We start from the raw sequence: 26,369 nt of genomic DNA, 5'->3' as shown, positions 1-26,369 counted from the left end.
GCTTGTCCTTCAGTTCTTAGTTTCTGCCTGATTCAGCACGACGGCGGTCTCCTGGTTCAGCGCCCGGCCGGCGCGGCGCGGCTGGGTGAGCGGCGTCGGGATCGGCGTGCCGATATTGCCCTTGAGGAAACGCTGGCCGGCGCGCACGCCTTCGGCCAGCTGCGTCTCGAAGCGCGCTTCGTCGCGTCGCCGTACGTCCTCGATGACCTCGGCGACCTCCTCCGGATCGACGCCCAGCGCCTCCAGCGCGGAGCCGCCGAAGACCAGCGCCGATTCGAAGGTCTCGCGCAGCTGATAGTCGACGTCGGCACGCACGAGCTGCAGCGCGGTGCCGCGGTCGAAGGCGCGCGCCAGGATGGTGACCAAAGGAAATTCGGCCTTGATCAGTTGCGTGATGCGCACCGCTGCATCCGGCTTGTCGACACAGATCAGAACCGCGCGGGCCCGGCCGGCGCCGGCCGCGTGCAGGATGTCGAGCCTGGTGCCGTCGCCATAATAGACCTTGAAGCCGAAATCGGCGGCCGCCTGGATCATCTCCACCTCGTTGTCGATGATCGAGACATCCAGCCCGCGCAGCAGCAGCGGCTGGCTGGCGATCTGGCCGAAGCGGCCGAAGCCGATGATCAGCACGCTGCCAGTGAGGCCTTCGGCGATGTCGACGCCGTCGAGCGACTGCTCGTCGCGCGGGGTGAGATAGCGCAGCGCTATGATCGCCAGGGGCGTCAGCACCATCGAGATGATGACGATGGCGGTCAGCGTGGCGTTGGCTTGGCCGTCGATGATGCCGACCGCGGCGGCGGACGAGTAGAGCACGAAGGCGAACTCACCGCCCTGCGCCATGAAGACGGCACGTTCGAGCGCCTCGCGGTGGCCGCTCTTCAGGATGCGCGCGACGGCGTAGATGCCGATCGCTTTCATGACCATATAGGCGACGACATAAATGGCGACGAGCCGCCAGTTCTGGGCGACGACGCCGAGGTCGAGCGACATGCCGACGGCGAGGAAGAACAGGCCGAGCAGGATACCGCGGAACGGTTCGATATCGGCTTCGAGCTGGTGGCGGAAGGTCGATTCCGAAAGGAGCACGCCGGCAAGGAAGGCGCCCATCGCCATCGAGAGGCCGGAAAGCTGCATGGCGAGCGCCGATCCCAGCACCACCAGCAGCGCCGCGGCGGTCATCACTTCGCGGGCGCGGGCGTCCGCCAGGATGCGGAAGAGCGGATTGAGCAGGTAACGGCCGGCCACGACCAGTCCGACGATTGCGGCGATGCCGATGCCGACTTCGGTCAGCCGCTCCGAGAGGCTGGTCTCGGCGCCGCCGGGCGCGAGGAAGGCGATCAGCGCGAGCAGCGGCACGATCATCAGGTCTTCGAGCAGCAGGATGGAGACGATGCGCTGGCCTTTAGGCGTGGCGATCTCGCCGCGCTCCTCAAGCAACTGCATGACGATCGCCGTCGAAGTCAGCACGAAGCCGGCGCCGGCGACGAAGGACTGCGCGATCGGAAAGCCTCCCGCCAGTCCGACCAGGGTCAGAAGCACCGCGCAGACGCCGACTTGCAAGGCGCCCAGTCCGAAGATCTCGCGGCGCAGTCCCCAGAGCCGCGAAGGCTGCATCTCCAAGCCGATGATGAACAGGAACATCACGACGCCGAGCTCGGCGACGTGGAGGATCGCTTCCGATTCGGAAAAGATGCGCAGGCCGAACGGGCCGATGACGACGCCGGCGGCGAGATAGCCGAGGATCGAGCCCAGGCCCATGCGCTTAAAGATCGGCACGGCGACGACGCCCGCGGCGAGCAGCGCCACCACCTGCACCAGATCGCTGCTCGACGCTTCAACCGCCATGCCTGTCATCCCGTTACTTGACCACTCCTTGCATGCCCCGGGAGCGGGAGGCAAGGGCGGGCGGACTGCCAGGAAGCGTAGGACGGGTTGTGGCGGCCTTCGCTTGCGTGCCGGACGTTCGGCATCTATAATCGCCAAATGCCTGACCGTTCGTCCAGTTCGCCTTCACATATCCCCATGGATGCGCTCAGCGAGGTCCTGCAGGACTTTCGCTTGAGCGGGGTCAACTATGGCCGCTGCGAACTGCGACATCCATGGAGCATCGCCTTTCCGGAACAAAAGCTGCTTCGCTTTCACTTTGTCGGCCAAGGTCCATGCTGGATTTATACCGAAGCGGAAGGCTGGCAGGAATTGCGCGACGGCGACCTGGTGCTGCTGCCGCAAGGCATCGCCCATCGGCTGGCCAGTGCGCCGGACGTTGTCGGCGACTCGCTCGAGAGCTGCCAGGTGACCAAGTTGGGAAGCAATGTCTGCGAGGTGGTGCGGGAAGGGACGGGCGCGACAAGCACCCTTTTCTGCGGCTCCATGGCCTTGGGCGTCTGTGCGCTCAACCCATTGATCGCGCTGATGCCGCCGATCATCAAAGGCTGCGACGTCGCCGGCAACGATCCGGTCGTCGGTCCTTTGCTGGCGGCCATGACGGCAGAAGCCGCGCAACCGCAGATGGGCAGCGCCACGATTCTGTCTCGAATGGCAGACTTGCTGACAGCCCGGCTCATCCGCTGCTGGGTCAATTGCACTGGAGCCTCGACCACCGGTTGGCTCGCCGCCATCCGCGACCCCCATATCGGCCGCGCGCTGGCAGCCATGCACCGAGACCCCGGCCACAACTGGACCTTGGAAAGCCTTGCCGGCCTCGCGGGCCAATCACGCTCGATCTTCGCCGAGCGCTTCAGCGCTGTACTAGGAGAGGGGGCTGCCCGCTATCTCGCCCGTCTGCGCATGCAGCTTGCCCGCGAGCTGCTGGGGCAAAACGGCTTGTCGGTTGCCGAGGTCGCTACCCGTTTGGGCTATGATAGCGAAGCATCCTTCGCGCGCGCTTTCAAACGCATCACCAATGTCTCGCCAGGCGTTGTGCGTCGCACAATTTCCGGACGAACGGATATGAATTTCGGATTTTAAGATACATATCATCCGAAGGAACTCGTCTATCTAAGATCTCCAGACCTTGGAGATCTTTCAGTGACAGACACAACATTACAGCTTGAAGACGCGGCATTGGACCTCGATGCCGCAGCGCCAACCGCGTGGAACGCGGCCACCTGGTTCGCGGTCATTTCGTTGGCTGCCACCAGCTTCGCCCTGGTGTCGGCCGAATTCCTGCCGGCAGGTCTGCTGACGCCAATGGCGCGCGATCTCGGCATCAGCGAAGGAACGGCCGGGCAGGTCGTCACCGCCACCGCTTCGGTTGGCGCGGTGACGGCCATGTTGAGCAATGTCCTCATCGGCCGACTGAACCGCAAGACGGTGCTGGTCGGCCTCAGCGCCTTGGCGATCGGTTCCAACCTTCTTGCAGCGCTGGCGCCCAATTTCTGGCTGCTGCTGCTGGGCCGGGCCGGGCTCGGAATCGCTCTCAGCGCATTCTGGGCACTCTCGGTTGCCGTCGTGGCCAGGCTGGTTGGCGCCAATGCGACAGGTCGGGGCATGGGCATCGTCACCCTCGGCGTGTCGCTTGCCACCATTGCCGCGCCATCGGCGGGTGCCTTGATCAGCGACTGGCTGGGATGGCGCAGCGCCATGGCGCTGACAGCGGGGCTGGCCTTGATTGCCCTGCTGCTGCAGTTGCTCAGCCTGCCGACCCTGCCTGCCACAGCCAGCAACAGTCTTGCGGATGTATTTCGACTGACACGGCGGCGTGGCATTCAGCTCGGCATGCTGGCCATCCTTTTGCTGATGACAGGGCATTTTGCCGGCTCAGTCTATGTCCGCCCCTTCCTCGAACATGTGACGCTCCTGGCAACCGGACCAATTGCCATGGCCCTGCTCGGATTTGGCATCGCCGCGGTGATCGGCAACGTTGCCGGCGGCCGCATGGCCGACGCCAATATCCGCACGGCACTCGTGGGCACGGCGGCGCTGATGGCGTTTGCGGCTCTGGCATTGGTGCTTTGGGGCGTGCACATCGCAGTGGCGTTCGGATTTGTCACGCTTTGGGGCTTGGCATTCGGCATGGCACCAGTGGTGCTGCCGACCAATCTGTCCCGCGCGGCACCTGATGCGCTTGAAGCTGCGGGTAGCCTAATGGTCGTCTCTTTCCAGGTTGCCATAACTATCGGAGCGGTTCTCGGCGGATATGTCGTGGACACCTATGGTGCCTCCGGGCCGCTGACCATTACCGTCATCCTGGCTGCCTCGACGGTCGTGCTGGCGCTGCTACAGCCACGCAGCTGAACTTGTTCCGGTTGACCTGGAGCGTCTCACCGTTTCGCGAAAACGAGAGACGCTTCATCTCTTGTTTTCATGCAGTTCCGGACGGCAAACCGCCCTGCGTTTTCCGAGTCGATCCGACCGCCTCGCGTCGAACGGTCCCATGCGACATGCATTGGGCGGCCTGAACTCGGAGCGTCGCGATATTGCAGCCTCGTTACACAAGTTTATGCGGCCCGATCGTTGCGCGCCGCCACAATCAGAGGTTATGGCACGCTCGGCTTCGGCCATTGGAGGCAGCCGCGATGGGCGGCTGCCTTTTTTGAGGAGATGATTGACATGAAGAAGTTTTTGCTCGTTGCCGTTGGTGTTGCGGCATTGGCCGGCTCGGCTTGCTCCAAGGGGCCGGAATGCACGCAGGAAATCGCCGCCAAGAAGGCGCAGGACATGGCTGCTGCCCTCCAGGAAGCGATCACCAAGGATCCGAGCAAGGCGGCCGACCTGACCGCCAAGGTGCAGGCCGTGACGGCCAAGTATCAGGGCGCGACGACGCTCGATGAAGCCTGCAAGGCCTATGACGAGCTGACCGCCACCATCAAGGGTTGAGCCCAGCCGTCGACAGATGCGAAGGCGGTGGCCGGGCGGCCACCGCCTTTTTTCTTGCGCGGCGCTTCGGTCGGCACGCCTTTCCGGGATACGCTACGCGATACCCATGATCCGCTTGTGGTCGGCGATCTCGGCGAGCAGCCAGTCCTGGAACAGGCCGGTGCCCGGCTTGTTTCCGATGCTGCGGCGCTGGTGCAGATAGATGCCGGCGGGATAGGTGTGGCGGGCGCTGAAGGGGGCGACAAGCCTGCCTTGCTGCAGAAGGTCCTGCGCCATCATGGTGTCGGCCAGAGCGATCCCCGCGCCGTTTATCACCTCGCGCATGATCAAGGTGCAGTCATCGAGCGTCGTGCTGGATTTGGGCGTGGCGTCGAGGACGCCCTCCTGCTCCAGCCAGCGCCGCCAGCGCATGCTTTCGCATTCGTGGATCAGGTGATGATTGACCAGATCGGCGGGCGTTCTGAGCGGCACGGGTCCGTCGAGCAGCGAGGGCGCGCAGACTGGGGTCAGGACCAGCGGGATCAGCAGCGTGAGTGCCGGACCGGCCTTGTAGACGAACTCGTCGACAATGGCCAAATCGAAATTGGCGCGCTTGCCGGACGTCGAGATCTCCAGGTCCACGGACGGGTGCAGCTTGCGGAAATTCGGCAACCGGTCGGCCAGCCAAAGGTTCAGGACGGCCGGCACGCAGAGCACCCTGACACGCTGGGTCCTGCCGTGCCCCGGCGCATCGACGAAGCTGACATCGTCGGTTGCGCGCCAGATGGCCTCGAATGCCTCCGAGAGAGAGCGCGCATAGTATGAGCCCCTGATGGTCGGGGTGATCTGGCGAAAGCCACGTTCGAACAGGTCCTGGCCGAGGTTTCTTTCAAGCGCGCGGATGTGGCGGCTGACGGCCGAGGGCGTCAGATGCAGCTCTTCCGCTGCATCCTTGATGCTGCCGAGACGCGCGGCGGCCTCGAAAGCGCGCATGCCATTGAGTGAGGGCAGGGCCATTCACCGATCATGAAATGTCAGTTGAGTTTTTGTCAATCGACTTGGGTAAAATTGGCGTTTGATCGCTTGGCCGGTTCAGGGATACCCAAAAGGCAAGAGCGACTAAGTCGCCATCCGAAAACGATTATTTGGGCAATCCGATGCCGTTGCACCAGCGGCGGAGACCGGCGCGACCGGTTCCACCGCTGGCCGGCGAAGCTTTGCGCATGGCGCAGGCTGGCCTTCGGAGCGCCCGCAAATGGGAGAACGAGCTTTTATGCCTCAGTCGCCGGCGCCGGTCTTCGAGACGGCGGACGAGATTTCCGCGGAAACCTCCGTCGTCGTGATCCTGCAAACCGCTCAAACAGGTTTTGGGCCACGGGCAGCGACGCTCGATGCCGAGATGGACGGGATCCTGTCCCGTGCGTGTTCCGAGTCGGCCGCTCTTGAGGAATCCGGCGCCTGCGTCGACGTCATCGCTCCCAAGGCCATGTCCGCCCGCCGCGTCGTGGTGCTGGCTTTGGGCAGGGCTGAGGCCGTTACGACGCTTTCGCTGACGCGGGCGGGCGGTTCGCTTGCCGCCCATCTGGAAGGCAAGGGCGAGTGCGCGGCCACTCTGGTGTTGGACCCCATGGTGGGCGTCGATCTGCCCGCCCCGGAAATCCTGGCGCGGGTCGCGCTCGGCATGCGGCTGCGGCGCTATCGTTTCGACATGCGCAACCGGCGGCAAGGGGCCGGAGCTGACCGAACGCTGAGGGTGCAATTGATCGGCGCGGCCCGTCCGGAGTTGAAGGCGGCGCTGGCCCGGGTCAACGCGATCGCCGACGGCGTCGAATATGCGCGCACGCTGGTCAACCTGCCGCCGAACCATCTCCACCCGGACAATTTCCACGATCACCTGGAGCCGCTGCGCGAGGCCGGCATCGATGTCGAGATCCTCGATGCCGCGCGGCTGAAGGAGCTCGGCATGAACGCGATCCTGGCAGTCGGCTCGGGTTCGGTGAGACCGCCGCGCGTCGCGGTCCTGCGCTATCGCGGCAAGGGCGCTCCGGCGCAGCCGCTGGCATTTGTCGGCAAGGGCGTCTGCTTCGATTCCGGCGGCCTGTGCATAAAGCGCGGCGAGCAGATGTTCGACATGAAGGCCGACATGGGCGGCGCGGCCGCCGTGGTCGGCCTGTTGATCGCGCTCGCCCGGCAAGGCAGCCCGGTGCACGCCGTCGGCGTGCTCGGCATTGCCGAGAACATGCCGTCGGGCACCGCGCTCAAGCCGCGCGACATCATCACGACGGCGTCGGGGCAGACCGTCGAGGTGTTCGACACGGATGCGGAAGGCCGGCTGATCCTGGCCGACTGCCTCTATTACGCCGCCTCGCGCTTCAACCCGTCGGTGATCGTCGATCTGGCCACGCTGACCTATTCGGTGATGCGCGGCCTGGGCTCGGTCTTCGCCGGCCTGTTCAGCACCGACGACACAATCGCCTCGCGCATGATCGCGGCTGGGGAAAAGGTCGGCGAGCGGTTCTGGCAGCTGCCGCTCGACCGTGCCTATGACGAGGGGCTGCAATCGCCCTTCGCCGATATCAGGCACCACGCCAAGGACATGGAAGACGGCGACGCGCCCTATGCCGCGGCCTTCCTGCGGAATTTCACCGAGGACCGTCCCTGGGTGCATCTCGACATCGCCGGCAAGGAACTGGCCGACAAGGACCGGCCGCTGGGCCGCGAAGGCGCCACGGCCTTCGGGGTGCAGATGCTGGAAGAGTGGGTGCAGTCCGGCCGGGCCGCGAACTAGGGGACAACGAGAATGTCTTCAACCACACGGGGAGCCGGGATGCCGTCCGAGATCGTCAGCAAGGAGGGGCGGGCCGGATTCGGCGCCTACGAAACCTGGTATCGGATCAGCGGCGAGCTCGATGCCGGCAAGGCTCCGGTGGTGATCCTGCATGGCGGACCGGGCGCCGCGCATAATTATGTCGACGCCTACAAGCTTCTCGCCCGGGACGGCCGCGCTGTCATCCACTACGACCAATTGGGCTGCGGCAATTCCACCTTGCTGCCGGAAAAGGGCGCCGATTTCTGGACGCCCCAGCTGTTCATCGACGAACTGGAAAACCTCGTCGATCATCTCGGTATCCGCGACCGCTTCCATGTGCTGGGTCAGAGCTGGGGCGGCATGCTGGGCGCCGAATATGGCGTGACCCGGCCGAAAGGCCTGAAGTCGCTGACCATCGCCAACTCGCCGGCCTCCATGAAGCTTTGGGTCGAGGAAGCCAACCGGCTGCGGGCCGATCTGCCCAAGGACGTGCGGGAGACGCTGACGGAGCACGAACAGGCCGGCACGACGGACGATCCGGCCTACCAGGAAGCGACGATGCGGTTCTACGAACGGCATGTCTGCCGGGTCGTGCCGTTCCCGCCCGAGGTGACGGAGACTTTCGCCCAGATCGTGCGCAATCCGACCGTCTACAATGTGATGAACGGTCCGAACGAATTCCACGTCATCGGCACGCTGAAGAGCTGGAGCGTCATCGACCGCCTGCCGGCCATCGAGGTTCCGACACTCCTCATCTCCGGCCGTTACGACGAAGCCACACCCGCGACCGTGCAGCCCTTCAAGGACGGCATCAAGGGATCGCGCTGGCAGATATTCGAGCATTCCAGCCACATGCCGCATGTCGAGGAGCAGGATCTCTGCATGCGGGTGGTGGGAGACTTCTTGGACGACAACGAAAACTGAAAAAGGGGAATGACGACATGAAGAAACTGCTTTTGGCGGCGTCGGCCGCCGCATTGCTGGCCGGCTCGTGGCTCGCTCCGGCGCATGCCGAATATCTCAAGGAGCACCGCGGCGGCACCATTCGCCTGCTCGCCCGATCGGCGGCCGGAACGCTCGATCCGCATATCAACTACACGGACCAGGGCTGGCAGATGTACCAGCCGATCTATGACGGCCTGGTCGCCTTCCGCAAGGCCGAGGGCGTCGAGGGTTTCAGCATCGTTCCTGACCTGGCCGAGGCGCTGCCCACGGTCAGCAATGACGGCAAGACCTTCACCTTCAAGCTGCGCAAGGGCATCAAGTTCTCCAACGGCCAGGACCTCGGCGTGAAGGACGTCGTTGCCTCGTTCCAGCGCATCTTCAAGGTCTCCGGGCCGACCTCCGGCACATTCTATGCCGGCATCGTCGGCGCCGACAAATGCCTGGCCGACACCAAGAGCTGCACGCTGGAAGGCGGCGTCGTCGCCGACGAGGCGGCCGGCACGATCACGCTCAATCTCACCAAGCCGGACGCCGAGATCCTCTACAAGCTTGCCTTGCCGCATGCCGTGATCCTGCCGGCGGACACGCCGGCGGAGGATATGGGCTCCAAGCCGATCCCCAGCACCGGTCCCTACATGATCTCGGCCTTCGATCCCAACAAGGGCATGACGGTCTCCCGCAATCCCAATTTCAAGCAGTGGAGCGAGGAAGCACAGCCGGACGGCTATCCGGATGTCGTGCAGTATGATTTCGGCCTGTCGGAAGAGGCGGCCGTGACAGCGATCCAGAACGGCGAAGCGGACTGGATGTTCGACGCGCTGCCCAGCGACCGTCTCGGCGAACTCGGCAGCAAGTCCATGGACCAGCTGCACATCTCGCCGCTTTCGGCCTGGTGGTACGCGCCGCTTAACACCCGCATGGCTCCATTCGACAATGAAAAGGCCCGCCAGGCCGTCGCCTATGCGGTCGATCGCAACACGCTGGTGAAGCTGTTCGGCGGCAAGGTGCTGGCCTCGCCGGTCTGCCAGGTCCTGCCGCCGGACTTCCCCGGACATGAGGACTATTGCCCCTTCACCAAGAACCCTGGCGCCAAATGGTCGGCTCCGGATGTCGACAAGGCCAAGCAACTCGTCGAGGAATCGGGCACCAAGGGCCAGAAGGTGACCATCATCGTCGAGGATACAGCGATCTCGCGGTCGATCGGCGTCTATCTGCAGAGCGTGCTGACCAACATCGGCTACGTCGCCGACGTCAAGCCGATCTCGTCCAACCTGCAGTTCACCTATATCCAGAACACCAACAACAAAGTGCAGATGTCCGTCACCCAGTGGTACAAGGACTACCCCGCGGCGTCGGACTTCCTGAACATCCTGTTCAGCTGCGCGTCCTTCCGCGAAGGCTCCGACGCCTCGATCAACATCTCCGGCTTCTGCGACAAGGACATCGACGCGCAGATGCAGAAGGCGCTGGATCTTGGCGTGACCGACCAGAAGGCGGCCGACAAAATGTGGGCGGCGATCGACAAGCAGGTCACCGACAAGGCGCCGGCGGTCGGTCTGTTCACGCCGAAGCGGCTTGATTTCGTCAGCAAGCGCATCGGCAATTTCAAGTTCAACCCGCAGTTCAACTGGATTATCACGCAATCCTGGGTGCAGTAAGGGGCCTGGGTGCAGTAACGAACAGCGGAAGGCACATCGTGTCCAGCCAAGTCGCCGCCATGCCGCGCAAGACGCGAGGGCCCTGGGCCGTCGCGTTTGCGAAGCTGGCAACGGACAGGGCCGCCATGGCGTCCCTGGCCGTGTTCCTCATCATCGTTCTCGCCTGTTTCAGCGCGCCGCTCTACGCGAAATGGGCGGGTACGGATCCTTTCGCCTCGACACTCGACGCCGTCATCCAGATCGACGGCGCGGACGTTCCGGTGATGGAACAGTCGACCGAGGGACTGGGGCTTGGCTACACGCCGATCGGTCCGACCTGGCGGCTCGGCAATTACTTCCTCGGCGCCGACAGCCAGGGGCGGGACGTCATGGCGAGATTGCTCTATGGCGGGCTCAACTCGCTGCTGATCGCCGGCGCGGCCACCATCTTCACGCTGATCTTCGGCACGTTGGCGGGATTGATCGCCGGCTATTTCGGCGGCATCACCGACACGGTGCTGTCGCGCCTGCTGGACGTGCTCTGGGCGTTCCCCATCTATCTGCTGGCGATCTCGCTTTCCATCGTCACCATCGCGCAAGGCATCGCGATCGGGCCGATCGAGATCCAGTCGGGCAGCCTATGGCTGCCGATCATCATCATAGGCATTGTCTATATACCTTATGTCGCGCGTCCCATCCGCGGGCAGGTTCTGGCGCTGCGCCACAGCGAGTTCGTGCTCGCCGCAATCAATCTGGGCGTGCCGGGCTGGCGCATCCTGCTGCGCGATATCCTGCCCAACATCACCACCACGCTCATCGTCTTCGTGCCGCTGATGATGGCCTTGAACATGCTGACGGAATCGGCGCTTTCGTTCCTGTCGATCGGCGTGCAGCCGCCGGCTGCGAGCTGGGGTACCATCATCCAGGACGGGCAGGCGCTGCTCTACACGCGGCCGCTGGTGGCGCTAGTGCCCGGCCTGGCGATCGCCGTTTCGGTCATGGCGCTCAATGTATTCGGCGACGGTCTGCGCGACGCGCTCGACCCGCGCTCCAAGGTCCGGCTGGGGCGCGACTGATGATTTACGCGATCCTGCGCCGTTTCGGTCAGATGCTGTTCGTGATGTTCGGCATCTCGGTCATCGTCTTCCTGATCTTCTTCGCCACGCCCGGCGCCGATCCCGCCGCGCGCATCGCCGGCCGCAACGCGTCGCCCGAAGTGCTGGCGGCGGTGCGCCACAGCTTCGGCTTCGACCAGCCGCTCTATGTGCAATACACGCGCATGATGGAGAAGATCTTCGTCACCGGCGACCTGACCTCCTTCGTCAACCGCGGCTGGAAGGTGGTGCCGGCCGTCATGGACTCAATCCCCGTCACGCTTTCGCTGGTGTTCGGGGCTGCGGTGCTGTGGGTGGTTGTCTCCATCATCATCGGCATCGTCGCCGCGGCCACCCGCGACAGCTGGCTGGACAAGCTCCTGATGGCTCTCGGCCTGCTCGGCATTTCCATGCCGGTCTACTGGCTGGGCGAGGTGATGAACCTGATCACCCAGAGCCGCTATCACGACAGCTGGGCGTTCTCTTGGGTGCCGCCGCTCGGCTACAAGAACTTTTCCGACGACCCCAGGGGCTGGTTCCTGACGCTGGTCATCCCATGGATCACGCTGGCCATCCTCTATATCGGCATCTACGGGCGCGTGCTGCGCGCGGCCATCATCGAATCCATGCAGGAAGATTATATCCGCACCGCCCGCGCCAAGGGCCTGTCGGAGACCCGCATCCTGTTTCGCCATGCTTTGCGCACGTCGCTGATCGCCTTCGTCACGCTGTTCGGCCTCGATTTCGGCGCTCTGGTCGGCGGCTCGGCACTTCTGACCGAGGTCGTGTTCGGCCTGCATGGCATCGGCAAGCTCACCTATGACGCGCTGCAGAACCTCGACCTGCCGATGATCATGGCGACGGTCATGTACGCCTCGATGTTCGTGGTCATCGCCAACGCGGTCGTCGATTTCGTCTACATCCTTCTCGATCCGCGCCTGAGGGCATCATGATCCTGTCGGTGCGCGATCTCAAAGTGTCCTTCCGCACCCATGACGGGCCGGTGCGGGCCATCGACGGCGTTTCCTTCGACCTCGAGGAAAGCGAGATCCTTGGCGTCGTCGGCGAATCCGGCTCGGGCAAGACGGTGTCGCTGCTTGCCGTCATGGGGCTCATCACCGATCCGAACGCCACCATCGAAGGCTCGATCCGCTACAAGGGCCGCGAGCTGGTGGGCCTGCCGCCGCGCGAGCTGCGGCGCCTGCGCGGCAACGAGATAGCGATGATCTTCCAGGATCCGATGACGGCGCTGACGCCGGTCTACACGATCGGCTGGCAGATCGCCGAGCAGATTCGCGCGCATCGCGGCATCAGCAAGGCCAAGGCGATGGAGCGCGTCGAAGAGTTGCTGGCGGAGGTGAATTTCCCCAATCCGCACGAGGCGATGTCGCGCTATCCGCACCAGCTTTCCGGCGGCATGCGGCAGCGCGCGGTGATCGCGATGGCCTTGTCCTGCGATCCGGCGCTGCTGGTCGCGGACGAGCCGACCACCGCGCTCGACGTCACGGTGCAAGCCGGTATCCTCGACCTCGTGCGCAAATTGCGGGCGAAGCACAAGTCGGCCGTGGTCTTCATCACGCATGACATGGGCGTCGTCTCCGAGCTCGCCGACCGCGTCATGGTCATGTATGCCGGCCGCGTGGTGGAACGCGGCACGCGCACGGAGCTGTTTTCCGATCCGCGGCACCCTTATACACGCGCGCTGCTCGGCTCGATCCCACCACTGACCGGCCAGAAACCTCGCCGCCTGCCGGCGATCCCCGGCTCGCCGCCTTCCTTGCTGCGGCTGCCGCAAGGCTGCGCCTTCGGTCCGCGCTGTCCGGTCCGTTGCGAGCCTTGCGAGAGCGGCAGGCCGGGTCTCGGCGGCGGCGCGCATGCTGCCGCATGTTTTCGGGTGGCACAGGCATGAGCGAAGCAATGATTGACGCCGACCGGCCGATCCTCGAGACGCGCTCGCTGGCAAAACGGTTTTCGATCGGCACCCGCTTTTCCGCGGAGGGCAGGCGGACCGTCCATGCGGTGGACGACGTCTCGCTGACCGTGCGGCGCGGCGAGACGGTTGGCCTCGTGGGCGAATCCGGATGCGGCAAGTCCACGCTGGCGCGCTGCCTGGTTCGGCTCTACGACATCACCGACGGCAAGCTTCTGTTCGAGGGCGATGACATCACCTCGAAGTCTCTGTCCGAGCTCAGGCCGCTGCGGCGACGCCTGCAGATGGTCTTTCAGGATCCGTCGGCCTCGCTCAACCCGCGCCGGCGCGTCGGCGACCTCGTCGCCGAGCCACTGCGCATCCATGGCAAGCTTTCGGCCAAAGAGATCGCCGCGCGGGTGGCGGAGCTGTTCGAGCTGGTCGGACTGCTGCCGGACCATGTGATGCGCTATCCGCACGAGTTCTCCGGCGGCCAGCGCCAGCGCGTCGGCATCGCGCGGGCGATCGCGTTGAATCCCGATCTCGTCGTTCTGGACGAGCCGGTGTCCGCGCTCGACGTGTCCGTGCAGGCCCAGATCGTCAATCTGCTCGCCGACCTGCAGGAGAAGCTGAAGCTCACCTATATCTTCATCGCCCACGACCTTTCCGTCGTGCGCCAGGTCTCGACCCGCATCGCGGTCATGTATCTCGGCTCGATCGTCGAGGAAGGACCGGCGGAAGACGTCTTTGCAACGCCGGCCCATCCCTACAGCCAGGCGCTGATCTCGGCCGTTCCCGTCGTCGAAACCACGCCTACGGGCACCCGCAAGCGCATCATCCTCACCGGCGACGTGCCGAGCCCGCTCAAGCCGCCGTCCGGATGCCGTTTCCATCCGCGATGCCCAATCGCGGCGGACCGCTGCCGCTCCGAGCGGCCGGAACTGACGCAATATCGTCCAGGCCGCAAAGTGGCCTGCCACTTCCCGACCTTGACATGAGCTGCCTTCCTTGGGTGGGGCGCGGCTGTCGGGCCGCGCCGGGTCAGTTCTTGGCGATGGCGCCGACCTCGACCGAGTCGACGCGCTTCAGGCTCATGCCGATGACCGGCACCAACTGATCGTTGACGCGCACGGCCACCGTCACGGTCATCGAATTGCCGTCGGGCACGCGCGCCTGCATGACGCCGTTCAGCTGCTTGCGGTTGATGGTGAAGACGACCTTCTGGGCGTCGACGACATTGCCGCCGACAATGTCCATTCCGCTTTCGGTCGAGCCGCCCATGAAGGTGCCCCTGTAACCGTCGCGGCCCTTGCGCTCGACGCTCGCCGACATCTTTTGCGTGAACACGCCGACCCTGCAGCCGCCGTCAAGTGTCATGCCAAGCTTGCTGGCGGGCGTCGAACCGTTGAAATCGCAGGTGAATTTGGTGCCCTTGTACTTGCCGGCGATGATCTCGCCGGGGCCGACCCATCTGCCTTCGACGGAGCGGAAGAACTGCTTGTCCGGTTCCGCCGCGGAAGCCTTTTCCACCGATACGAGCGGCGCGGCAATCGCAACCGTCGCAAGCAGCACGCAGGACAAGATTACGCTTCTCATGGACGACACCCGGCACGACAGAGTCTATTTTAGGGACCTGATCGACCATGGCGAAGATTGGTTAATGCTTCGTCACTGCTCCAGGTTTTCGCATTTACCCTATTGGTCCGACTGACCGTCTTTTCTTGCCGCGAAGGACGTCAACGCCGAGAGGAAATCGCCGAGGCCGGGGCGCTTGACGGCGATGAACGGCAAGGGGCGGGCGGTCTCCATCGCCGCGATGCCGATGCGCGCCGTCATCATGCCGTTGACCACGCCTTCGCCGAGTTTCGCCGAGAGCTTCGCGGCGAGGCCGTGGCCGACGATCTGCTGCACGAAACTGTCGCCGACGGCGATCGAGCCGGTCACCGCCAGATGCGCGAGCACGCCGCGCGCCAGCCGGAAGAAGCCGAGCGTGCCTGGACGGCCGCCGTAGAGTTCGGAGAGCCGCCGGATCAGGCGCCCGGCCTCGAAGACGACATAGGCGACGTCGACCAGCGCACGGGGGCTGACCGCCGTTATGAGCGACACGCGCTTCGCCGCCTCCAGAATCATGATTTTTGCGCGGGCATCGAGTGGCGACAGGATCTCGGTCTCGGCCAGCCGCACCAGATTGGCGCCGTCGATGATCTCGCCGCGCAATTCGGCGAGCGAACGGCGTCCGGCGGCGGTCTCGGGTTTTGCGGCGACGAAGGTCGAGAGCTCGTCGACCAGGGCGCGCGCCGCCTTGGGATCGTCGCGGGCCACGGCTTCGAGGGCCCGTTTCTGCATCTTTTCGACTTCGGCAAGGCGAGCGATGGCGAGAAATTCGCGGATAAGGATGACGAGCAGGGAGAGCAGCGCGATCGCCGCCATGCCCGCCGCCAGCCAGCCGAGCCACTCGGCGCGCGCAAAGAGGTCGCGGATCAACCGGTCGGCCCACAAGCCGACCGCCAGCGAAACGAGCACGCTGAGGGCTCCGAGGAACAGCCGCGCCAGCAGCGAACGCTTCCGGGGCGCCGTCGCCGGCGGCAGGGCCGCGGCCTCAATGTCCGGTTCGTCGAAGACGTCGACCTCCGAGGGGATCACGACCGCTACGTCGGCCCGCGCGGCACGTGGCCTGCGCGCCGGCTGCTCCTCGACGACGCGATTTCGCGGTGGCTGTGGCGGCGCCTCGGTCGCGGGCTCGATGCGGAAGGCCGCCGGTTTGCGGGGCGCGGTCATGCCAGGTGATCTCCGATCAGGAACTGCAGCGCGCGGTCGAGCCGGATATGCGGCAAGGACAGCGTGACGCCTTCGGCGGTGCGCTCGAGCTTCGGCGGACGGAAACGCACGAAGCGGATCGCCGGTTCGGCGCTGTCGGGTGGCGATCCGGAGCTGTCGAACACCGCATCGACCTTTTCCGGCAAATCACCCGGGAATATAGCGGTTTCGGCCTTTCCGTCGAACGTTTCGCCGTTGATCGTCTCGCCCTTGAGCGGGGTGCCGATGATGACCGGCAGCGTCTCGCGGCCTTGTTTCACCGTGCCCTCGCGGGTCGAGCGAACCGCCGCCATGGCGACGACATCGACGGCGGCGCCGCTGAAATTCGCCCGCGCCACGGCCCGGTCGGTCAGCCGGCGCACGATCGCCTGCAGCCGGTCGTGGCTTTCGTGATGCAAATGGTCCGCCTTGGTCGCGGCAACCAGGATGCGGTCGATGCGGCGCGAGAAGAAATCGGTGAGGAAATTGCCGCGTCCGGGCCGGAAGCAGGACAGGATGTCGGTGACCGCGCGCTCCAGATCGGCCATTGCTGCCGGGCCGGCATTGAGCGCCTGCATGGCGTCGATCAGCACAATCTGCCGGTCTAGGCGGGTGATGTGCTCGCGAAAGAACGGTTTGACGACATGCGTCTTATAGGCCTCGTAGCGGCGCTCCATCATCGCCTGCAGCGATCCGGAGCGCGGCCGGCCTTGCGCCAATGTCATCAGCGGCGCGAAGGTGAGCGCCGGCGAGCCTTCGAGATCGCCCGGCATCAGGAAACGTCCAGGCGGCAGCGTCGACAGCGCGCGGTCGTCGAGCTTGCAGGCCTTGAGATAGGCGGCGAAGCTCTCGGCGAGACGGCGCGCCGTCATCTCGTCGGCGTCGGCATCGGGATTGACGGTGGAAGCGAGCTCGCGCCAGGCCCGCGACAGGTCGGAACGAACGGGCAGGGCGGCCAGTTCGACCGCCTCGCGCGAAAAATCGGCGAAGGATTTGCCGAGCAGCGGCAGGTCGAGCAGCCATTCACCGGGATAGTCGACGATGTCGATGGATAGTTTTCCGGCTGAAAACAACCGGTTCCAGCCCGAAGCCGACTCATATTCGATGGTGAGCCGGAGCTCGGAGATGGCGCGGGTCGAGTCCGGCCAGATGCGATCGTTCACCAGAGCCGCGACATGGTCCTCATACTGGAAGCGCGGAACGGCATCGTCCGGTTGTTCCTCAAGGAAGGCGCGGGCGATGCGGCCGGATTTCTGCGCCTCGAACAGCGGCAGGCGTCCACCATGGATGAGGTTGTGGACGAGGGCGGAAATGAACACGGTCTTGCCGGCACGGGAGAGGCCGGTGACGCCAAGGCGCAATGACGGAGAGAAGAGCCCAGCGGCGCGGCCCGACAGCGTGTCGAGCGCAATTCTTGCCTCGTCGGTGAAATTGGTGAGCGATGATGCCAAATCAGGCCTCTGGTTGGGCGTCCGCGCCCGATATAGGCTTTGGGCCGCGGGTTTGAAATGGCCTCAAAGGTCGGCGGGCGTGAGAAAGGCTTCCAGATAGCCGTTGCCTTGCGCCGCCTCCGCGAGATTGCCGGGAAAGCGCACCACGGCGAGGCCGGAGGTCGGAAAACCGTGATTCATCATGCCGCGCGCCGTCTCGTCGCCGTCGCCCGACACCGCCATGGCCAGGTCCTCGGTCATGGGATTGTGGCCGATCACCAGAAGATGGTCGGCGCCGCCATTTTTGCGGATGATGTCGAGATAGCCGGCCGCATCCTCGCTGTAGAGCGTGTCAAAGAACAGGACCCGACCGGTGTCGGTGCGCCCCGCCAGACCCTCCAGCGTCTGCCTTGCCCGCTTGGCGTTGGAGCAAAGCGTGACGTCCGGCACATAATTGCGGGCCCGCATGGCCTCTCCCATCGCTTCGGCATCGGCCATGCCCGATTCGTCGAGCGGGCGGTCGAAGTCGCGCACGCCGGGCAGCGCCCAGCCGGCTTTGGCATGCCGCAACAGATAAAGCCTGCTCAACTGGACCCCCATGGCGCTTCGGATCAAAGCACGATTAGTCACCAGAACGATGTCCTGCACAATGGCCGATGCGGCGACTGCAACGAATCGTGCGCGAATTCGTTTTCTGCCGTCGAAACAACGTCGTCGTCGGAGCCGCCCATGTGAGACTAACAATTGCGTGAAACTGTCATCGTTAGCGCTTGTGCAGGCTCTTGTCCCCGAATATATAGGCGCCAAATTTTGGGGTTGTTGGGTGAGTCGAATGAACGACATCGTTACCGCCGATTACGTACCCTCCGAAGACGAGCCGTTCATGAACGAACGGCAAAAATCGTACTTCCGCCAAAAGCTTATCACTTGGAAGAACGACATTCTGCGCGAAGCGCGCGAAACCCTCGAAATCCTGCAGCAGGAAAACGCAAACCACCCCGACCTGGCCGACCGCGCCTCCTCCGAAACCGACCGCGCCATCGAATTGCGCGCCCGCGACCGCCAGCGCAAGCTCATCTCCAAGATCGACTCCGCGCTCCAGCGCATCGACGAAGGCACCTACGGCTATTGCGAGGAAACCGGGGAGCCGATCGCGCTGAAGCGGCTCGACGCGCGTCCGATCGCTACGTTGTCGATCGAGGCGCAGGAGCGCCATGAGCGCCGCGAAAAGGTTTATCGCGACGACTGACGCGACCTGAACAGGCAAGAAAACGTAGAGAATGGCCGGATTTCCGGCCATTTTTGTTTTCGGCATCAGGGCGCGGAAAGGTTCGCCTCCAACGGCAAGCGGCCGTTAAAGCGCTTCACCTTTTCAGCGCAAACGCTGGGATTGTCGAAGCCGCCCCAACCTCGTCATTCTATGGCGGAGCAAGGAGCGAAGCGACGCGCGCAGACCATAGAATCCATTCCGTGACTGGAAGGCGCCGCCTCGGTGCAGAATTCTGCTCCGTTGCACGCCTTGGCCAAGGTAGCGGCATGGATTCCAGGGTCTTCGCGACGGAGCTCCGCTCCTGCTCCGCCCTGGAATGACGATCGCGGCGGTCAAAATCCCGTGGCGTGCCGTCAGGTCAGCGCTTGTGGTTGCCCAGTTCGCCAAGCAGCTTGGTCATCTCATCATCGAGGGAAGGCTTTGGCGCGGGTTTGCTTGCCGCCGGCTGGGCGTGCGTCTCGTCGAGAGACGTTTCCAGTTCGTGCATCAACGTGTCGTCGATGGAATCGTTTGAGGGCGGCGGCGTGTATCTGGCGCTGCCATTCGTCGTCCCGTAGCCCGGCAGCGGCATGACCTTCGCCGTCGGCTGGCTCGGCGCCGCCGGCTGGGGCGCCGCCGGAGCGGGCGCCGGCGCGCGCGGCCGCGTGGCGGCAGCCGGCTGGGTAGCGGGCGGCGGTTGCCTGACAGGCGCGGGGGCGGGCGGAGGCGCCGGCTGCGGCGTGCGCGGCCTCGCGGCCGCGGTTGCCTGCTGCTGGCCGCTGTCGCCGGTCAGCGCCGGGCGGCGAGGCGCTGCCAGCCGGATATCGCGCTCGACTACGACATCGGTCGGTCCGCCGATCAGGATCAGGTGCTCGATGTCGTCACGGCGTACCAGCACCAGCCTGCGATGGCTGTCGACGGCGGTGGCGTCCATGACCGCAAGGCGCGTCTTGCGGTTCCTGCCGCCGGCCACGAAGGTGCCGAAGGTCAGGTTGCGCACCACCTTGATGACGAGCAGGACGACGACAAGCAAAATGAGCGCCGCGAACGTCCACAGGATTGCAGCGACATAACCCGGACCCGCCACGCTATCCAGCCACTGCAGCATCGGTGCACCCAATCGCCTTTTCGAGTGAGGCGACACTAGACCGCGGCGACGGCCGGCCGCAAGTTCACATCACCGATCGTGAACAGTTTGAAACATGAATCGTTGATTTTATCGGACATTTGCCGCCGGGGCCTTTTCCGTTACAGGAGAATGTGATTCAACCGACCGTCCGCGCCCATCGGACACCGGAATCACGAGCAGGGGGAACATGGCCAAGGAAGCGCGCGGCGATTTCTATCCGGTACCGATCGTCGACCAGAACACGCGTCCGGGCGCCGTCACCAGGCTCATCGTCTTCATCGTCGTCCTGACCGGCGCCGCGATCGTCTTCGGGCTTTTCCGCGAGCGGCTCGGCGATCCATTCCTGCTCGGCATGCTCGGCGTGCTCGCCATGATCGGCGTCGGCTTCCTGTTCGCGACCGCGATCGGCTTCGTGCAGATCGCGCCGCGGTCGACCGGCGACGAACTGTCGAAAGCCTTTGTCGACTCGATGTCGCAGGGGCTGCTGGTCACCGACACCAAGGGTCGCGTCGTCTATGCCAACCGCGCCTATGCCGACATGACGGGTGCCGCCTCGGCCGCCGACCTCAAGACCGTCGAGGGGCTGTTGTCGGACGTCCCCGAGGCCTCGATGACGATCTACCGGCTGGCGTCGGGCCTGCGCGACGGCCAGGCAGGCGACGGCGAGTTCCGGCTGGCGCAGTCGATCAAGCCGGGCGCCGAGCCCGGCGCGCGCTGGTATCGGGCGCGCGCCCGCGCCTTCAGCATGCCCGGGCAAAGGCTGCCGATGCTGGCCTGGCAACTCGCCGATATCTCGCAGGAACGGGCGGAGCAGGAACGCTTCTTCCTCGACCTGCAAAAGGCCATCGACCATCTCGACCACGCGCCGGCCGGGTTCTTCTCTGCCGACCAGGAAGGCCGGGTCACCTATATCAACGCCACGCTTGCCGAGTGGCTGGGCATCGACCTTGCCTCCTTCACGCCGGGCGCCATCACGCTGCCCGAAATCATCGCTGGCGACGGCATGGCGCTGGTCCGCTCGGTCAAGGCCGATCCCGGCACCACGCGCAACGCCGTCATCGACCTCGATCTCACCACCATGAGCGGCCAGGCGCTGCCGGTGCGCTTCATGCACCGGGTTTCGGCAAGCCGCGAGGGCGTGAACGGTCCCACGCGAACGATCGTGCTCAACCGCACCCAGGGCGAGGACGCCTCGGCCGAGCTCCGGGCGTCGGAGGTTCGCTTCACGCGCTTCTTCAACTCGACGCCGATGGCCATTGCCGGCGTCGACGCGAACGGACGCATCCTGCGCACCAACGCGCCGTTCCTGCAGCTGTTTTCATCCGTGGTCGACCGCGACGCCGTCGACCGGCGGGTGCGCTTCGAGACGATCGTCCACGAACGCGACCGGCCGGCCTTTGCCGCCGCCTTCGAAAAGGCCAGGCAGCGGCAGGCCAATATCGAGCCGATCGACTCCGTGCTGCCGGGCAATGAGGAGCGCCATATCCGCTTCTACGTCAATGCCGTCGCCGACAGCGCAGGTGGCGAAGGCGCCGAGGAATCGGCAATCGTCTATGCGGTCGAGACCACCGAGCAGAAGGCGCTCGAGGGCCAGATGGCGCAGAGCCAGAAGATGCAGGCGGTCGGCCAGCTTGCCGGCGGTATCGCGCACGACTTCAACAACGTGCTGACCGCCATCATCATGGCGTCCGACCTTCTCTTGACCAACCACCGGCCGTCGGACCCGTCCTTCCCCGACATCATGAACATCAAGCAGAATGCCAACCGGGCGGCTTCGCTCGTGCGGCAATTGCTGGCCTTCTCGCGCAAGCAGACGCTGCGGCCGGAAGTGCTCAACCTGACCGATGTCCTGGCCGATCTCCGGATGCTGCTTGCCCGCCTGGTCGGCAACGACATCAAGCTCAAGATCGACCATGGCCGCGACCTGTGGCCGGTCAAGGTCGATATCGGCCAGTTCGAGCAGGTGGTGGTCAACCTGGCCGTCAATGCGCGCGACGCCATGCCGGGCGGCGGCGATCTCACCGTGCGTACCCGCAACGTCGCGACGGAAGAATGCAAATCCTTCGCCTATCGCGAATTGACGCCGGCCGATTATGTGCTCGTCGATGTCGAGGACACCGGCAGCGGCATCGCGCCGGACGTCTTGAAGAAGATCTTCGAGCCGTTCTTCACGACCAAGGAAGTGGGCAAGGGCACGGGCCTCGGCCTGTCGATGGTCTATGGCATCATCAAGCAGACCGGCGGCTTCATCTTCTGCGATTCCGAAGTCGGCAAGGGCACGGTGTTCCGCATCTTCCTGCCGCGCCACATCGCCGAGTTGAAGAAACAGCCCGAGCCTGCCGAGGCGCCGGTGGCCGCGGCGGTGGCGCCGGCGAAGCCGGCCGACAGCGCCAAGGATCTCTCCGGCTCGGCCACCGTGCTTCTGGTCGAGGATGAGGATGCCGTGCGCATGGGCGGCGTGCGGGCGCTGACCTCGCGCGGCTATACCGTGCATGAGGCGTCGTCCGGCGTCGAGGCGCTGGAAGTGTTCGAGGCGCTCGGCGGCAAGGTCGATATTGTCGTGTCCGACGTGGTGATGCCGGAGATGGACGGGCCGACATTGCTCGGCGAGCTGCGCAAACGTCAGCCGGACATCAAGTTCGTATTCGTTTCAGGCTATGCCGAGGACGCCTTCGCCAAGAACCTGCCGGCCGACGCGCATTTCGGCTTCCTGCCGAAACCGTTCTCGCTCAAGCAGCTGGCGACGATCGTCAAGGACGTGCTGGAATCATAGGGCGTTTCAGCGCTTTGTCGCAATTGCTTTAAGTAAGCCAGCGCTTGCGTATTGCGGCCACCCTGTCATGATGGTCTCCGGATGGGTCTATCATGGGGGTGGTAGCACGTGACGCCGCATATCGAGGCGGACCGGGGAGACTACGCCGAAACCGTGCTGTTGCCGGGCGATCCCGAGCGCGCCCAATGGATGGCGGAAACCTTTCTCGAGGCCTCGCGCTGCGTGAACCGCCGAAGGGGCGCGCTGGGCTTCACCGGCCTGTTCCGCGGCAAGCGGGTCAGCATCCAGGCGACCGGGATAGGGGTATCGTCTTTCCTGATCTATGCCTTTGAGCTTATGGACTATTACGGTGTCAAAACGCTGATACGCACCGGCACATGCGGCGCCTTGTCGGAAGAGGTGCCTCTGCGTGGCGTCGTCATCTCCAGCCAGGTACGGGCCGAGGGCGCCAACAGCGGGCAGGTGTTCGGGCTGTACCAGCCGGCGGGACCGGACCCGGCGCTGCATGCGCTGGCGCTGCGACGCGCAGCCGACCTCGGAATTGCCTGCAGCGCCGGACTGACGATCTGCAGCGACGTCTTCCACCATCCCGACGGCCGCGCGCGGTTCGACGAGCCGAGGGCGCTCGGAGCGCTGGCGGTCGATATGGAGACCAGCGCGCTCTATCGGATCGCGGCGCAGTTCGGCGCGCGGGCGCTGTCGCTGCTCACCGTGGTCGATCATGTCGCCACCGGCGAGCTGACCGACTATTCGGAGCGCCAGGCCCTCTTCGCCGACATGACCCAGCTGGCGCTCGAAGTCGCGGCCGAGAGCTGAGCGTTACTGCGTCAACTCCTTGCGAACGGCGGCGACGTCGCCGGACGAAACCGCCGGAGCGGCATTGCCCCAGCTGTTGCGCACATAGGTCAGGACATCGGCGACTTCCTGATCGCTCAACCGCCAGGCCAGGGATGGCATCGCCGGAGTGGTCCGCGCATGCCGCGTATGCACGGCCTGGCTTCCCGCCAGGACCAACCGGGCCAGCGTTTCCGCATTGCTCTGGGCAATGATGGAGTTGTTGCTCAGCGCAGGGAAGAGGGCGCCTGCGCCCGCGCCGTCGCCGCCATGGCAGGCCGAGCAATTGTCCCGGTAGATGGCCTCGCCGGTCACCATCCTTGCCTGGTCGGGTTTTGCCGGTTGCGCGTTGCCGGTATCCGAACCCAGGCTCTTCAGATAGACGGCGACGGCTTTCAGATCCGCATCGGTCATCTTGGAGGTCGAGTTCTCTACGGCCTCGGCCATCGGGCCCGACGCGATCGAATGGGCGTTGACGCCGGTCTTGAGGTACTGGATCACATCGTCCTCGGACCATTTCCCAAGACCGGATTGCGCATTGTTGGTGATGTCGGGCGCGAACCAGCCCTGCAGCGAAGCACCCTCCAAGAAGACGCTGTCCTTGTCCGCGCCGAGGAACGATTTCGGCGTGTGGCAGGTGCCGCAATGGCCTGGCCCCTGGACGATATAGGCGCCGCGGTTCCATTCCGCCGGCTTGGACGGATCCGGCGTGAAAGCCGTCTCGCTGAAGTTGAGCAGGTTCCAGCCCCACATCGACAGGCGGATGTTGAGCGGGAACGGCAACTGGTTGGCCTCGACCTTGTTCGAGACCGGTTCGACCGTGGTGAGATAGGCCCAAAGGTCGGAAATGTCCTGTTCGGTCATCCTGGTGTAGGCCGGGTAGGGCATCGCCGGATAAAGCCGCACGCCATTGTGGCCGATGCCGGTCTTCATCATGTTGCGGAAATCGGCCTCGCTCCAGTTGCCGATGCCCGTCTCGCTGTCGGGCGTGATGTTTGGCGGGACCAAGGCGCCGAACGGCGTTTCGAGCGGCAGGCCGCCGGCCAAAGGCTTGCCGCCTGGCCTGGTATGACAGCCGGCGCAATCGCCGAGCACGGCCTGATATTGGCCGCGAATGATCTGGTCCGCCTGGTCGGCGGCGATGGCGGAGGTCCAGCACAGGGTGGCGAGACCCGCGGCAAGGGTGATGGCCAGCGTCCTCATGCCTGCACCAACGGTGCGCCCGGATTGCGCAGATATTGGTTGCGGATGGCATCGGCGGCGCGGAAAGCGAGCGCGCCCACGGTTCCCGTCGGATTCTTGCCCGCGTTCTGCGGGAAGGCCGAAGCGCCGATGACGAAGACGTTCGGCACGTCCCAGCTTTGCAGGAAGACATTGACGGCGCTTCGTTTGGGGTCCGTCCCCATGATCGCGCCGCCGGTGTTGTGCGTGCTCTGGTACGGCACGCTGTCCCAGCCTTTCTTGCGCCGGCCGACGGCGTATTGCTTGCCGCCGAGCTTCTTGGCGATCTCCTCCATCCGGTCGCAGAGATAGTTCGACATGCGGACGTCGTTGTCGGGGAAGTCGAAGGTCATGCGCATCAACGGGCGGCCGAAACGATCCTTGTAGGTCGGATCGAGGTCGAGATAGTTGGTCCGCGTGGCATAGCTGCTTCCCTGCGAGGAGAAGGAAAGGGTGCTCTTGTAGCCCTCCACGGTGGCCTTCTTCCAGGCGCTGCCCCATTTCGGAGTGCCGGGAAGCGTCGGGCGCGTGCCGATCGGGCGGCCATTGGTCGGGATGCAGTTGATGCCCGCGCCACCCACGAAATCGAGGCCGCCATGATCGAAGGCATCGCCATTAAAATCGTCGATCGTCTGGCCGAGCGCGCCGGCGGCGATAAACGGATTGAAGTTCTTGTCGTCGAAGAACACCTGCACGCCGGCGTTGGTCTGGTAGCAGTAGTTGCGTCCGACCGTTCCCTCGCCGGTGTTGGGATCGTAGATCTTGCCGATACCGGACAGCATCATCAGCCGCACATTGTGCAGGCCGTAGGCGCATAAAAGCACCAGGTCGGCCGGCTGAAAATATTCCTCGCCAGATGAGTCGATATAGGTAACCCCGCGCGCGGACTTGCCGCCGGCGGCGAGGTCGACATGCAGCACCTCGCTGTCCGTGCGGACCTCGAAATTGGACTTCTTCATCAGCACCGGCAGGACGGTCGTCTGGGCGCTCGACTTGGAATAGTTGGCGCAACCGAAGCGCTCGCAGAAGCCGCAGAACGTGCATTGGCCAAGCGTGATGCCGAGCGGATTGGTATAGGCGCGCGACATGTTCGCCGACGGCGTCGGGAACGGATGCAATCCCATCGACCGGCCGGCTTCGGCAAAGAGCGTAGGCGCGTAGGTCATCTGCATAGGCGGGTTCGGATAGTCGCGTGCTCTGGGGTCCTCGAACGGATTGCCGCCTTCCTGCAGTTGTCCCTTGATGTTGCCGGCCTTGCCGGAGATTCCCGCCAGATATTCGAACTGGTCGTAATAGGGCTCCATGTCGGCGCCGGTGACGCCCCAGTCCTCGACCTGGAGCTCGGCAATGCGCGCCGCGCCGTAACGGCTCGTTAGATTGCTCTTGGTCTTGAAGTCGGAATCCCAGAAGCGCCACGTGTGACCGTTCCAGTGCACGCCGGCGCCGCCCACCCCGTTGCCGGGCAGGAACGAGCCGAAATCGCGCATCGGGAGCGCCGTCTGCGATGGGTCGTTGCGCATCGTCATGGTCTCGACGACCGGCTGCAGGAAAAGATCGCGGCGGACCGAATAGCGCAGCTCGTCCTGCGCATAGCCGATGTTGAAATCGGTCGCGGTATCCCGCCAGGGACCGCGCTCGATGGCGAGCACGTCGAGGCCCTGGTCGGTCAGTTCATTGGCGAGAATGGCTCCGGTCCAACCGAGACCGACGATGACGACGTCCTTGCGGGGCAATATCCTGGTCATG

The 26,369-nt window shown here is 64.7% G+C and carries 22 protein-coding genes; 13 read left to right on the top strand and 9 right to left on the bottom strand.

Annotated elements, in window-relative coordinates:
* Positions 1-9: 9 nt before the first annotated feature.
* Positions 10-1,845: a monovalent cation:proton antiporter-2 (CPA2) family protein gene (locus MJ8_RS18005; protein ID WP_201410169.1), complete on the bottom strand. Its 1,836-nt coding sequence runs from the start codon at positions 1,843-1,845 to the stop codon at positions 10-12.
* Between the two features lie 138 nt (positions 1,846-1,983).
* On the opposite strand from MJ8_RS18005, the gene MJ8_RS18000 reads away from it, so the two are divergent.
* From MJ8_RS18000 to MJ8_RS17990, 3 genes are all read left to right on the top strand, one after another.
* The gene (locus MJ8_RS18000; protein ID WP_201410168.1) at positions 1,984-2,967 is read left to right on the top strand and encodes an AraC family transcriptional regulator; all 984 of its coding nucleotides are present in this window, start codon (positions 1,984-1,986) and stop codon (positions 2,965-2,967) included.
* Positions 2,968-3,027: 60 nt separating this feature from the next.
* Entirely contained in the window at positions 3,028-4,236 is a 1,209-nt protein-coding gene (locus MJ8_RS17995; RefSeq protein ID WP_201410167.1) for an MFS transporter, read from the top strand.
* A gap of 315 nt (positions 4,237-4,551) precedes the next feature.
* Positions 4,552-4,818 carry a hypothetical protein gene (locus MJ8_RS17990; protein WP_201410166.1) on the top strand — a complete coding sequence of 89 codons (267 nt, stop codon included), beginning with the start codon at positions 4,552-4,554 and terminating at the stop codon, positions 4,816-4,818.
* A gap of 93 nt (positions 4,819-4,911) precedes the next feature.
* Here MJ8_RS17990 and MJ8_RS17985 read toward each other — a convergent pair whose 3' ends face one another.
* The gene (locus MJ8_RS17985; protein ID WP_201410165.1) at positions 4,912-5,814 is read right to left on the bottom strand and encodes a LysR substrate-binding domain-containing protein; all 903 of its coding nucleotides are present in this window, start codon (positions 5,812-5,814) and stop codon (positions 4,912-4,914) included.
* A 256-nt stretch (positions 5,815-6,070) separates the two neighbouring features.
* On the opposite strand from MJ8_RS17985, the gene MJ8_RS17980 reads away from it, so the two are divergent.
* The 7 genes from MJ8_RS17980 to MJ8_RS17950 are packed head-to-tail and all read left to right on the top strand — an operon-like array spanning position 6,071 to position 14,189.
* Positions 6,071-7,585, top strand: coding sequence for a leucyl aminopeptidase (locus MJ8_RS17980; RefSeq protein WP_201410164.1), 1,515 nt, complete (start codon positions 6,071-6,073; stop codon positions 7,583-7,585).
* Positions 7,586-7,624: 39 nt separating this feature from the next.
* Entirely contained in the window at positions 7,625-8,530 is a 906-nt protein-coding gene (locus MJ8_RS17975; protein WP_201410163.1) for a proline iminopeptidase-family hydrolase, read from the top strand.
* 17 nt (positions 8,531-8,547) lie between these two features.
* Positions 8,548-10,209: an ABC transporter substrate-binding protein gene (locus tag MJ8_RS17970; RefSeq protein WP_201410162.1), complete on the top strand. Its 1,662-nt coding sequence runs from the start codon at positions 8,548-8,550 to the stop codon at positions 10,207-10,209.
* Between the two features lie 59 nt (positions 10,210-10,268).
* Entirely contained in the window at positions 10,269-11,264 is a 996-nt protein-coding gene (locus tag MJ8_RS17965) for an ABC transporter permease (RefSeq protein ID WP_052467826.1), read from the top strand.
* Entirely contained in the window at positions 11,264-12,235 is a 972-nt protein-coding gene (locus tag MJ8_RS17960) for an ABC transporter permease (RefSeq protein WP_140750329.1), read from the top strand. Before MJ8_RS17965 ends, MJ8_RS17960 begins: the two co-directional genes overlap by 1 nt.
* Complete coding sequence (locus MJ8_RS17955) at positions 12,232-13,191, top strand: ABC transporter ATP-binding protein (RefSeq protein ID WP_201410161.1); 960 nt, start codon at positions 12,232-12,234, stop codon at positions 13,189-13,191. The genes MJ8_RS17960 and MJ8_RS17955 overlap by 4 nt, the downstream gene beginning before the upstream one ends.
* Positions 13,188-14,189 carry an ABC transporter ATP-binding protein gene (locus MJ8_RS17950; RefSeq protein ID WP_412177066.1) on the top strand — a complete coding sequence of 334 codons (1,002 nt, stop codon included), beginning with the start codon at positions 13,188-13,190 and terminating at the stop codon, positions 14,187-14,189. The genes MJ8_RS17955 and MJ8_RS17950 overlap by 4 nt, the downstream gene beginning before the upstream one ends.
* A 43-nt stretch (positions 14,190-14,232) precedes the next feature.
* On the opposite strand, the gene MJ8_RS17945 is transcribed toward MJ8_RS17950, so the two are convergent.
* From MJ8_RS17945 to MJ8_RS17930, 4 genes are all read right to left on the bottom strand, one after another.
* Positions 14,233-14,787: a hypothetical protein gene (locus MJ8_RS17945; protein WP_201410160.1), complete on the bottom strand. Its 555-nt coding sequence runs from the start codon at positions 14,785-14,787 to the stop codon at positions 14,233-14,235.
* Positions 14,788-14,886: 99 nt separating this feature from the next.
* A complete protein-coding gene (locus tag MJ8_RS17940; RefSeq protein ID WP_201410159.1) occupies positions 14,887-15,969 on the bottom strand; it encodes a YcjF family protein in 1,083 nt (360 codons plus the stop codon).
* A complete protein-coding gene (locus MJ8_RS17935; RefSeq protein WP_201410158.1) occupies positions 15,966-17,438 on the bottom strand; it encodes a YcjX family protein in 1,473 nt (490 codons plus the stop codon). The genes MJ8_RS17940 and MJ8_RS17935 overlap by 4 nt, the downstream gene beginning before the upstream one ends.
* A gap of 63 nt (positions 17,439-17,501) precedes the next feature.
* Positions 17,502-18,005 carry a SixA phosphatase family protein gene (locus MJ8_RS17930; RefSeq protein WP_201410157.1) on the bottom strand — a complete coding sequence of 168 codons (504 nt, stop codon included), beginning with the start codon at positions 18,003-18,005 and terminating at the stop codon, positions 17,502-17,504.
* A gap of 244 nt (positions 18,006-18,249) precedes the next feature.
* Between MJ8_RS17930 and dksA the strand changes: the two genes are divergently transcribed.
* Complete coding sequence (gene dksA / locus MJ8_RS17925; RefSeq protein ID WP_040972254.1) at positions 18,250-18,666, top strand: RNA polymerase-binding protein DksA; 417 nt, start codon at positions 18,250-18,252, stop codon at positions 18,664-18,666.
* A gap of 379 nt (positions 18,667-19,045) precedes the next feature.
* Here dksA and MJ8_RS17920 read toward each other — a convergent pair whose 3' ends face one another.
* Positions 19,046-19,774: a flagellar biosynthetic protein FliO gene (locus MJ8_RS17920; RefSeq protein ID WP_201410156.1), complete on the bottom strand. Its 729-nt coding sequence runs from the start codon at positions 19,772-19,774 to the stop codon at positions 19,046-19,048.
* 208 nt (positions 19,775-19,982) lie between these two features.
* Between MJ8_RS17920 and cckA the strand changes: the two genes are divergently transcribed.
* Both cckA and MJ8_RS17910 read left to right on the top strand, forming a co-directional pair.
* Positions 19,983-22,568, top strand: coding sequence for a cell cycle histidine kinase CckA (gene cckA, locus MJ8_RS17915; protein ID WP_201410155.1), 2,586 nt, complete (start codon positions 19,983-19,985; stop codon positions 22,566-22,568).
* 108 nt (positions 22,569-22,676) lie between these two features.
* Positions 22,677-23,384: a DeoD-type purine-nucleoside phosphorylase gene (locus tag MJ8_RS17910; RefSeq protein WP_201410154.1), complete on the top strand. Its 708-nt coding sequence runs from the start codon at positions 22,677-22,679 to the stop codon at positions 23,382-23,384.
* A 3-nt stretch (positions 23,385-23,387) separates the two neighbouring features.
* On the opposite strand, the gene MJ8_RS17905 is transcribed toward MJ8_RS17910, so the two are convergent.
* Positions 23,388-24,605: a c-type cytochrome gene (locus tag MJ8_RS17905; protein WP_201410153.1), complete on the bottom strand. Its 1,218-nt coding sequence runs from the start codon at positions 24,603-24,605 to the stop codon at positions 23,388-23,390.
* Positions 24,602-26,368, bottom strand: a complete 1,767-nt coding sequence (locus MJ8_RS17900; RefSeq protein WP_201410152.1) for a GMC family oxidoreductase — start codon at positions 26,366-26,368, stop codon at positions 24,602-24,604. The genes MJ8_RS17905 and MJ8_RS17900 overlap by 4 nt, the downstream gene beginning before the upstream one ends.
* Position 26,369: the final 1 nt, after the last annotated feature.

Source organism: Mesorhizobium sp. J8, from assembly GCF_016591715.1.
In the GTDB taxonomy this organism is placed as follows: domain Bacteria; phylum Pseudomonadota; class Alphaproteobacteria; order Rhizobiales; family Rhizobiaceae; genus Mesorhizobium.
This window is presented reverse-complemented; position numbering and strand designations above follow the sequence as displayed.

Coding starts and splice junctions, on each gene's coding strand:
- MJ8_RS17905 (WP_201410153.1), bottom strand. CDS start 24,605: ATGAGGACGCTGGCCATCACCCTTGCCGCGGGTCTCGCCACCCTGTGC.
- MJ8_RS17980 (WP_201410164.1), top strand. CDS start 6,071: ATGCCTCAGTCGCCGGCGCCGGTCTTCGAGACGGCGGACGAGATTTCC.
- MJ8_RS17985 (WP_201410165.1), bottom strand. CDS start 5,814: ATGGCCCTGCCCTCACTCAATGGCATGCGCGCTTTCGAGGCCGCCGCG.
- MJ8_RS17920 (WP_201410156.1), bottom strand. CDS start 19,774: ATGCTGCAGTGGCTGGATAGCGTGGCGGGTCCGGGTTATGTCGCTGCA.
- MJ8_RS17950 (WP_412177066.1), top strand. CDS start 13,188: ATGAGCGAAGCAATGATTGACGCCGACCGGCCGATCCTCGAGACGCGC.
- MJ8_RS17990 (WP_201410166.1), top strand. CDS start 4,552: ATGAAGAAGTTTTTGCTCGTTGCCGTTGGTGTTGCGGCATTGGCCGGC.
- MJ8_RS17960 (WP_140750329.1), top strand. CDS start 11,264: ATGATTTACGCGATCCTGCGCCGTTTCGGTCAGATGCTGTTCGTGATG.
- MJ8_RS17940 (WP_201410159.1), bottom strand. CDS start 15,969: ATGACCGCGCCCCGCAAACCGGCGGCCTTCCGCATCGAGCCCGCGACC.
- cckA (WP_201410155.1), top strand. CDS start 19,983: ATGGCCAAGGAAGCGCGCGGCGATTTCTATCCGGTACCGATCGTCGAC.
- MJ8_RS17900 (WP_201410152.1), bottom strand. CDS start 26,368: ATGACCAGGATATTGCCCCGCAAGGACGTCGTCATCGTCGGTCTCGGT.
- MJ8_RS17975 (WP_201410163.1), top strand. CDS start 7,625: ATGCCGTCCGAGATCGTCAGCAAGGAGGGGCGGGCCGGATTCGGCGCC.
- dksA (WP_040972254.1), top strand. CDS start 18,250: ATGAACGACATCGTTACCGCCGATTACGTACCCTCCGAAGACGAGCCG.
- MJ8_RS17955 (WP_201410161.1), top strand. CDS start 12,232: ATGATCCTGTCGGTGCGCGATCTCAAAGTGTCCTTCCGCACCCATGAC.
- MJ8_RS17945 (WP_201410160.1), bottom strand. CDS start 14,787: ATGAGAAGCGTAATCTTGTCCTGCGTGCTGCTTGCGACGGTTGCGATT.
- MJ8_RS18000 (WP_201410168.1), top strand. CDS start 1,984: ATGCCTGACCGTTCGTCCAGTTCGCCTTCACATATCCCCATGGATGCG.
- MJ8_RS17965 (WP_052467826.1), top strand. CDS start 10,269: ATGCCGCGCAAGACGCGAGGGCCCTGGGCCGTCGCGTTTGCGAAGCTG.
- MJ8_RS17970 (WP_201410162.1), top strand. CDS start 8,548: ATGAAGAAACTGCTTTTGGCGGCGTCGGCCGCCGCATTGCTGGCCGGC.
- MJ8_RS18005 (WP_201410169.1), bottom strand. CDS start 1,845: ATGGCGGTTGAAGCGTCGAGCAGCGATCTGGTGCAGGTGGTGGCGCTG.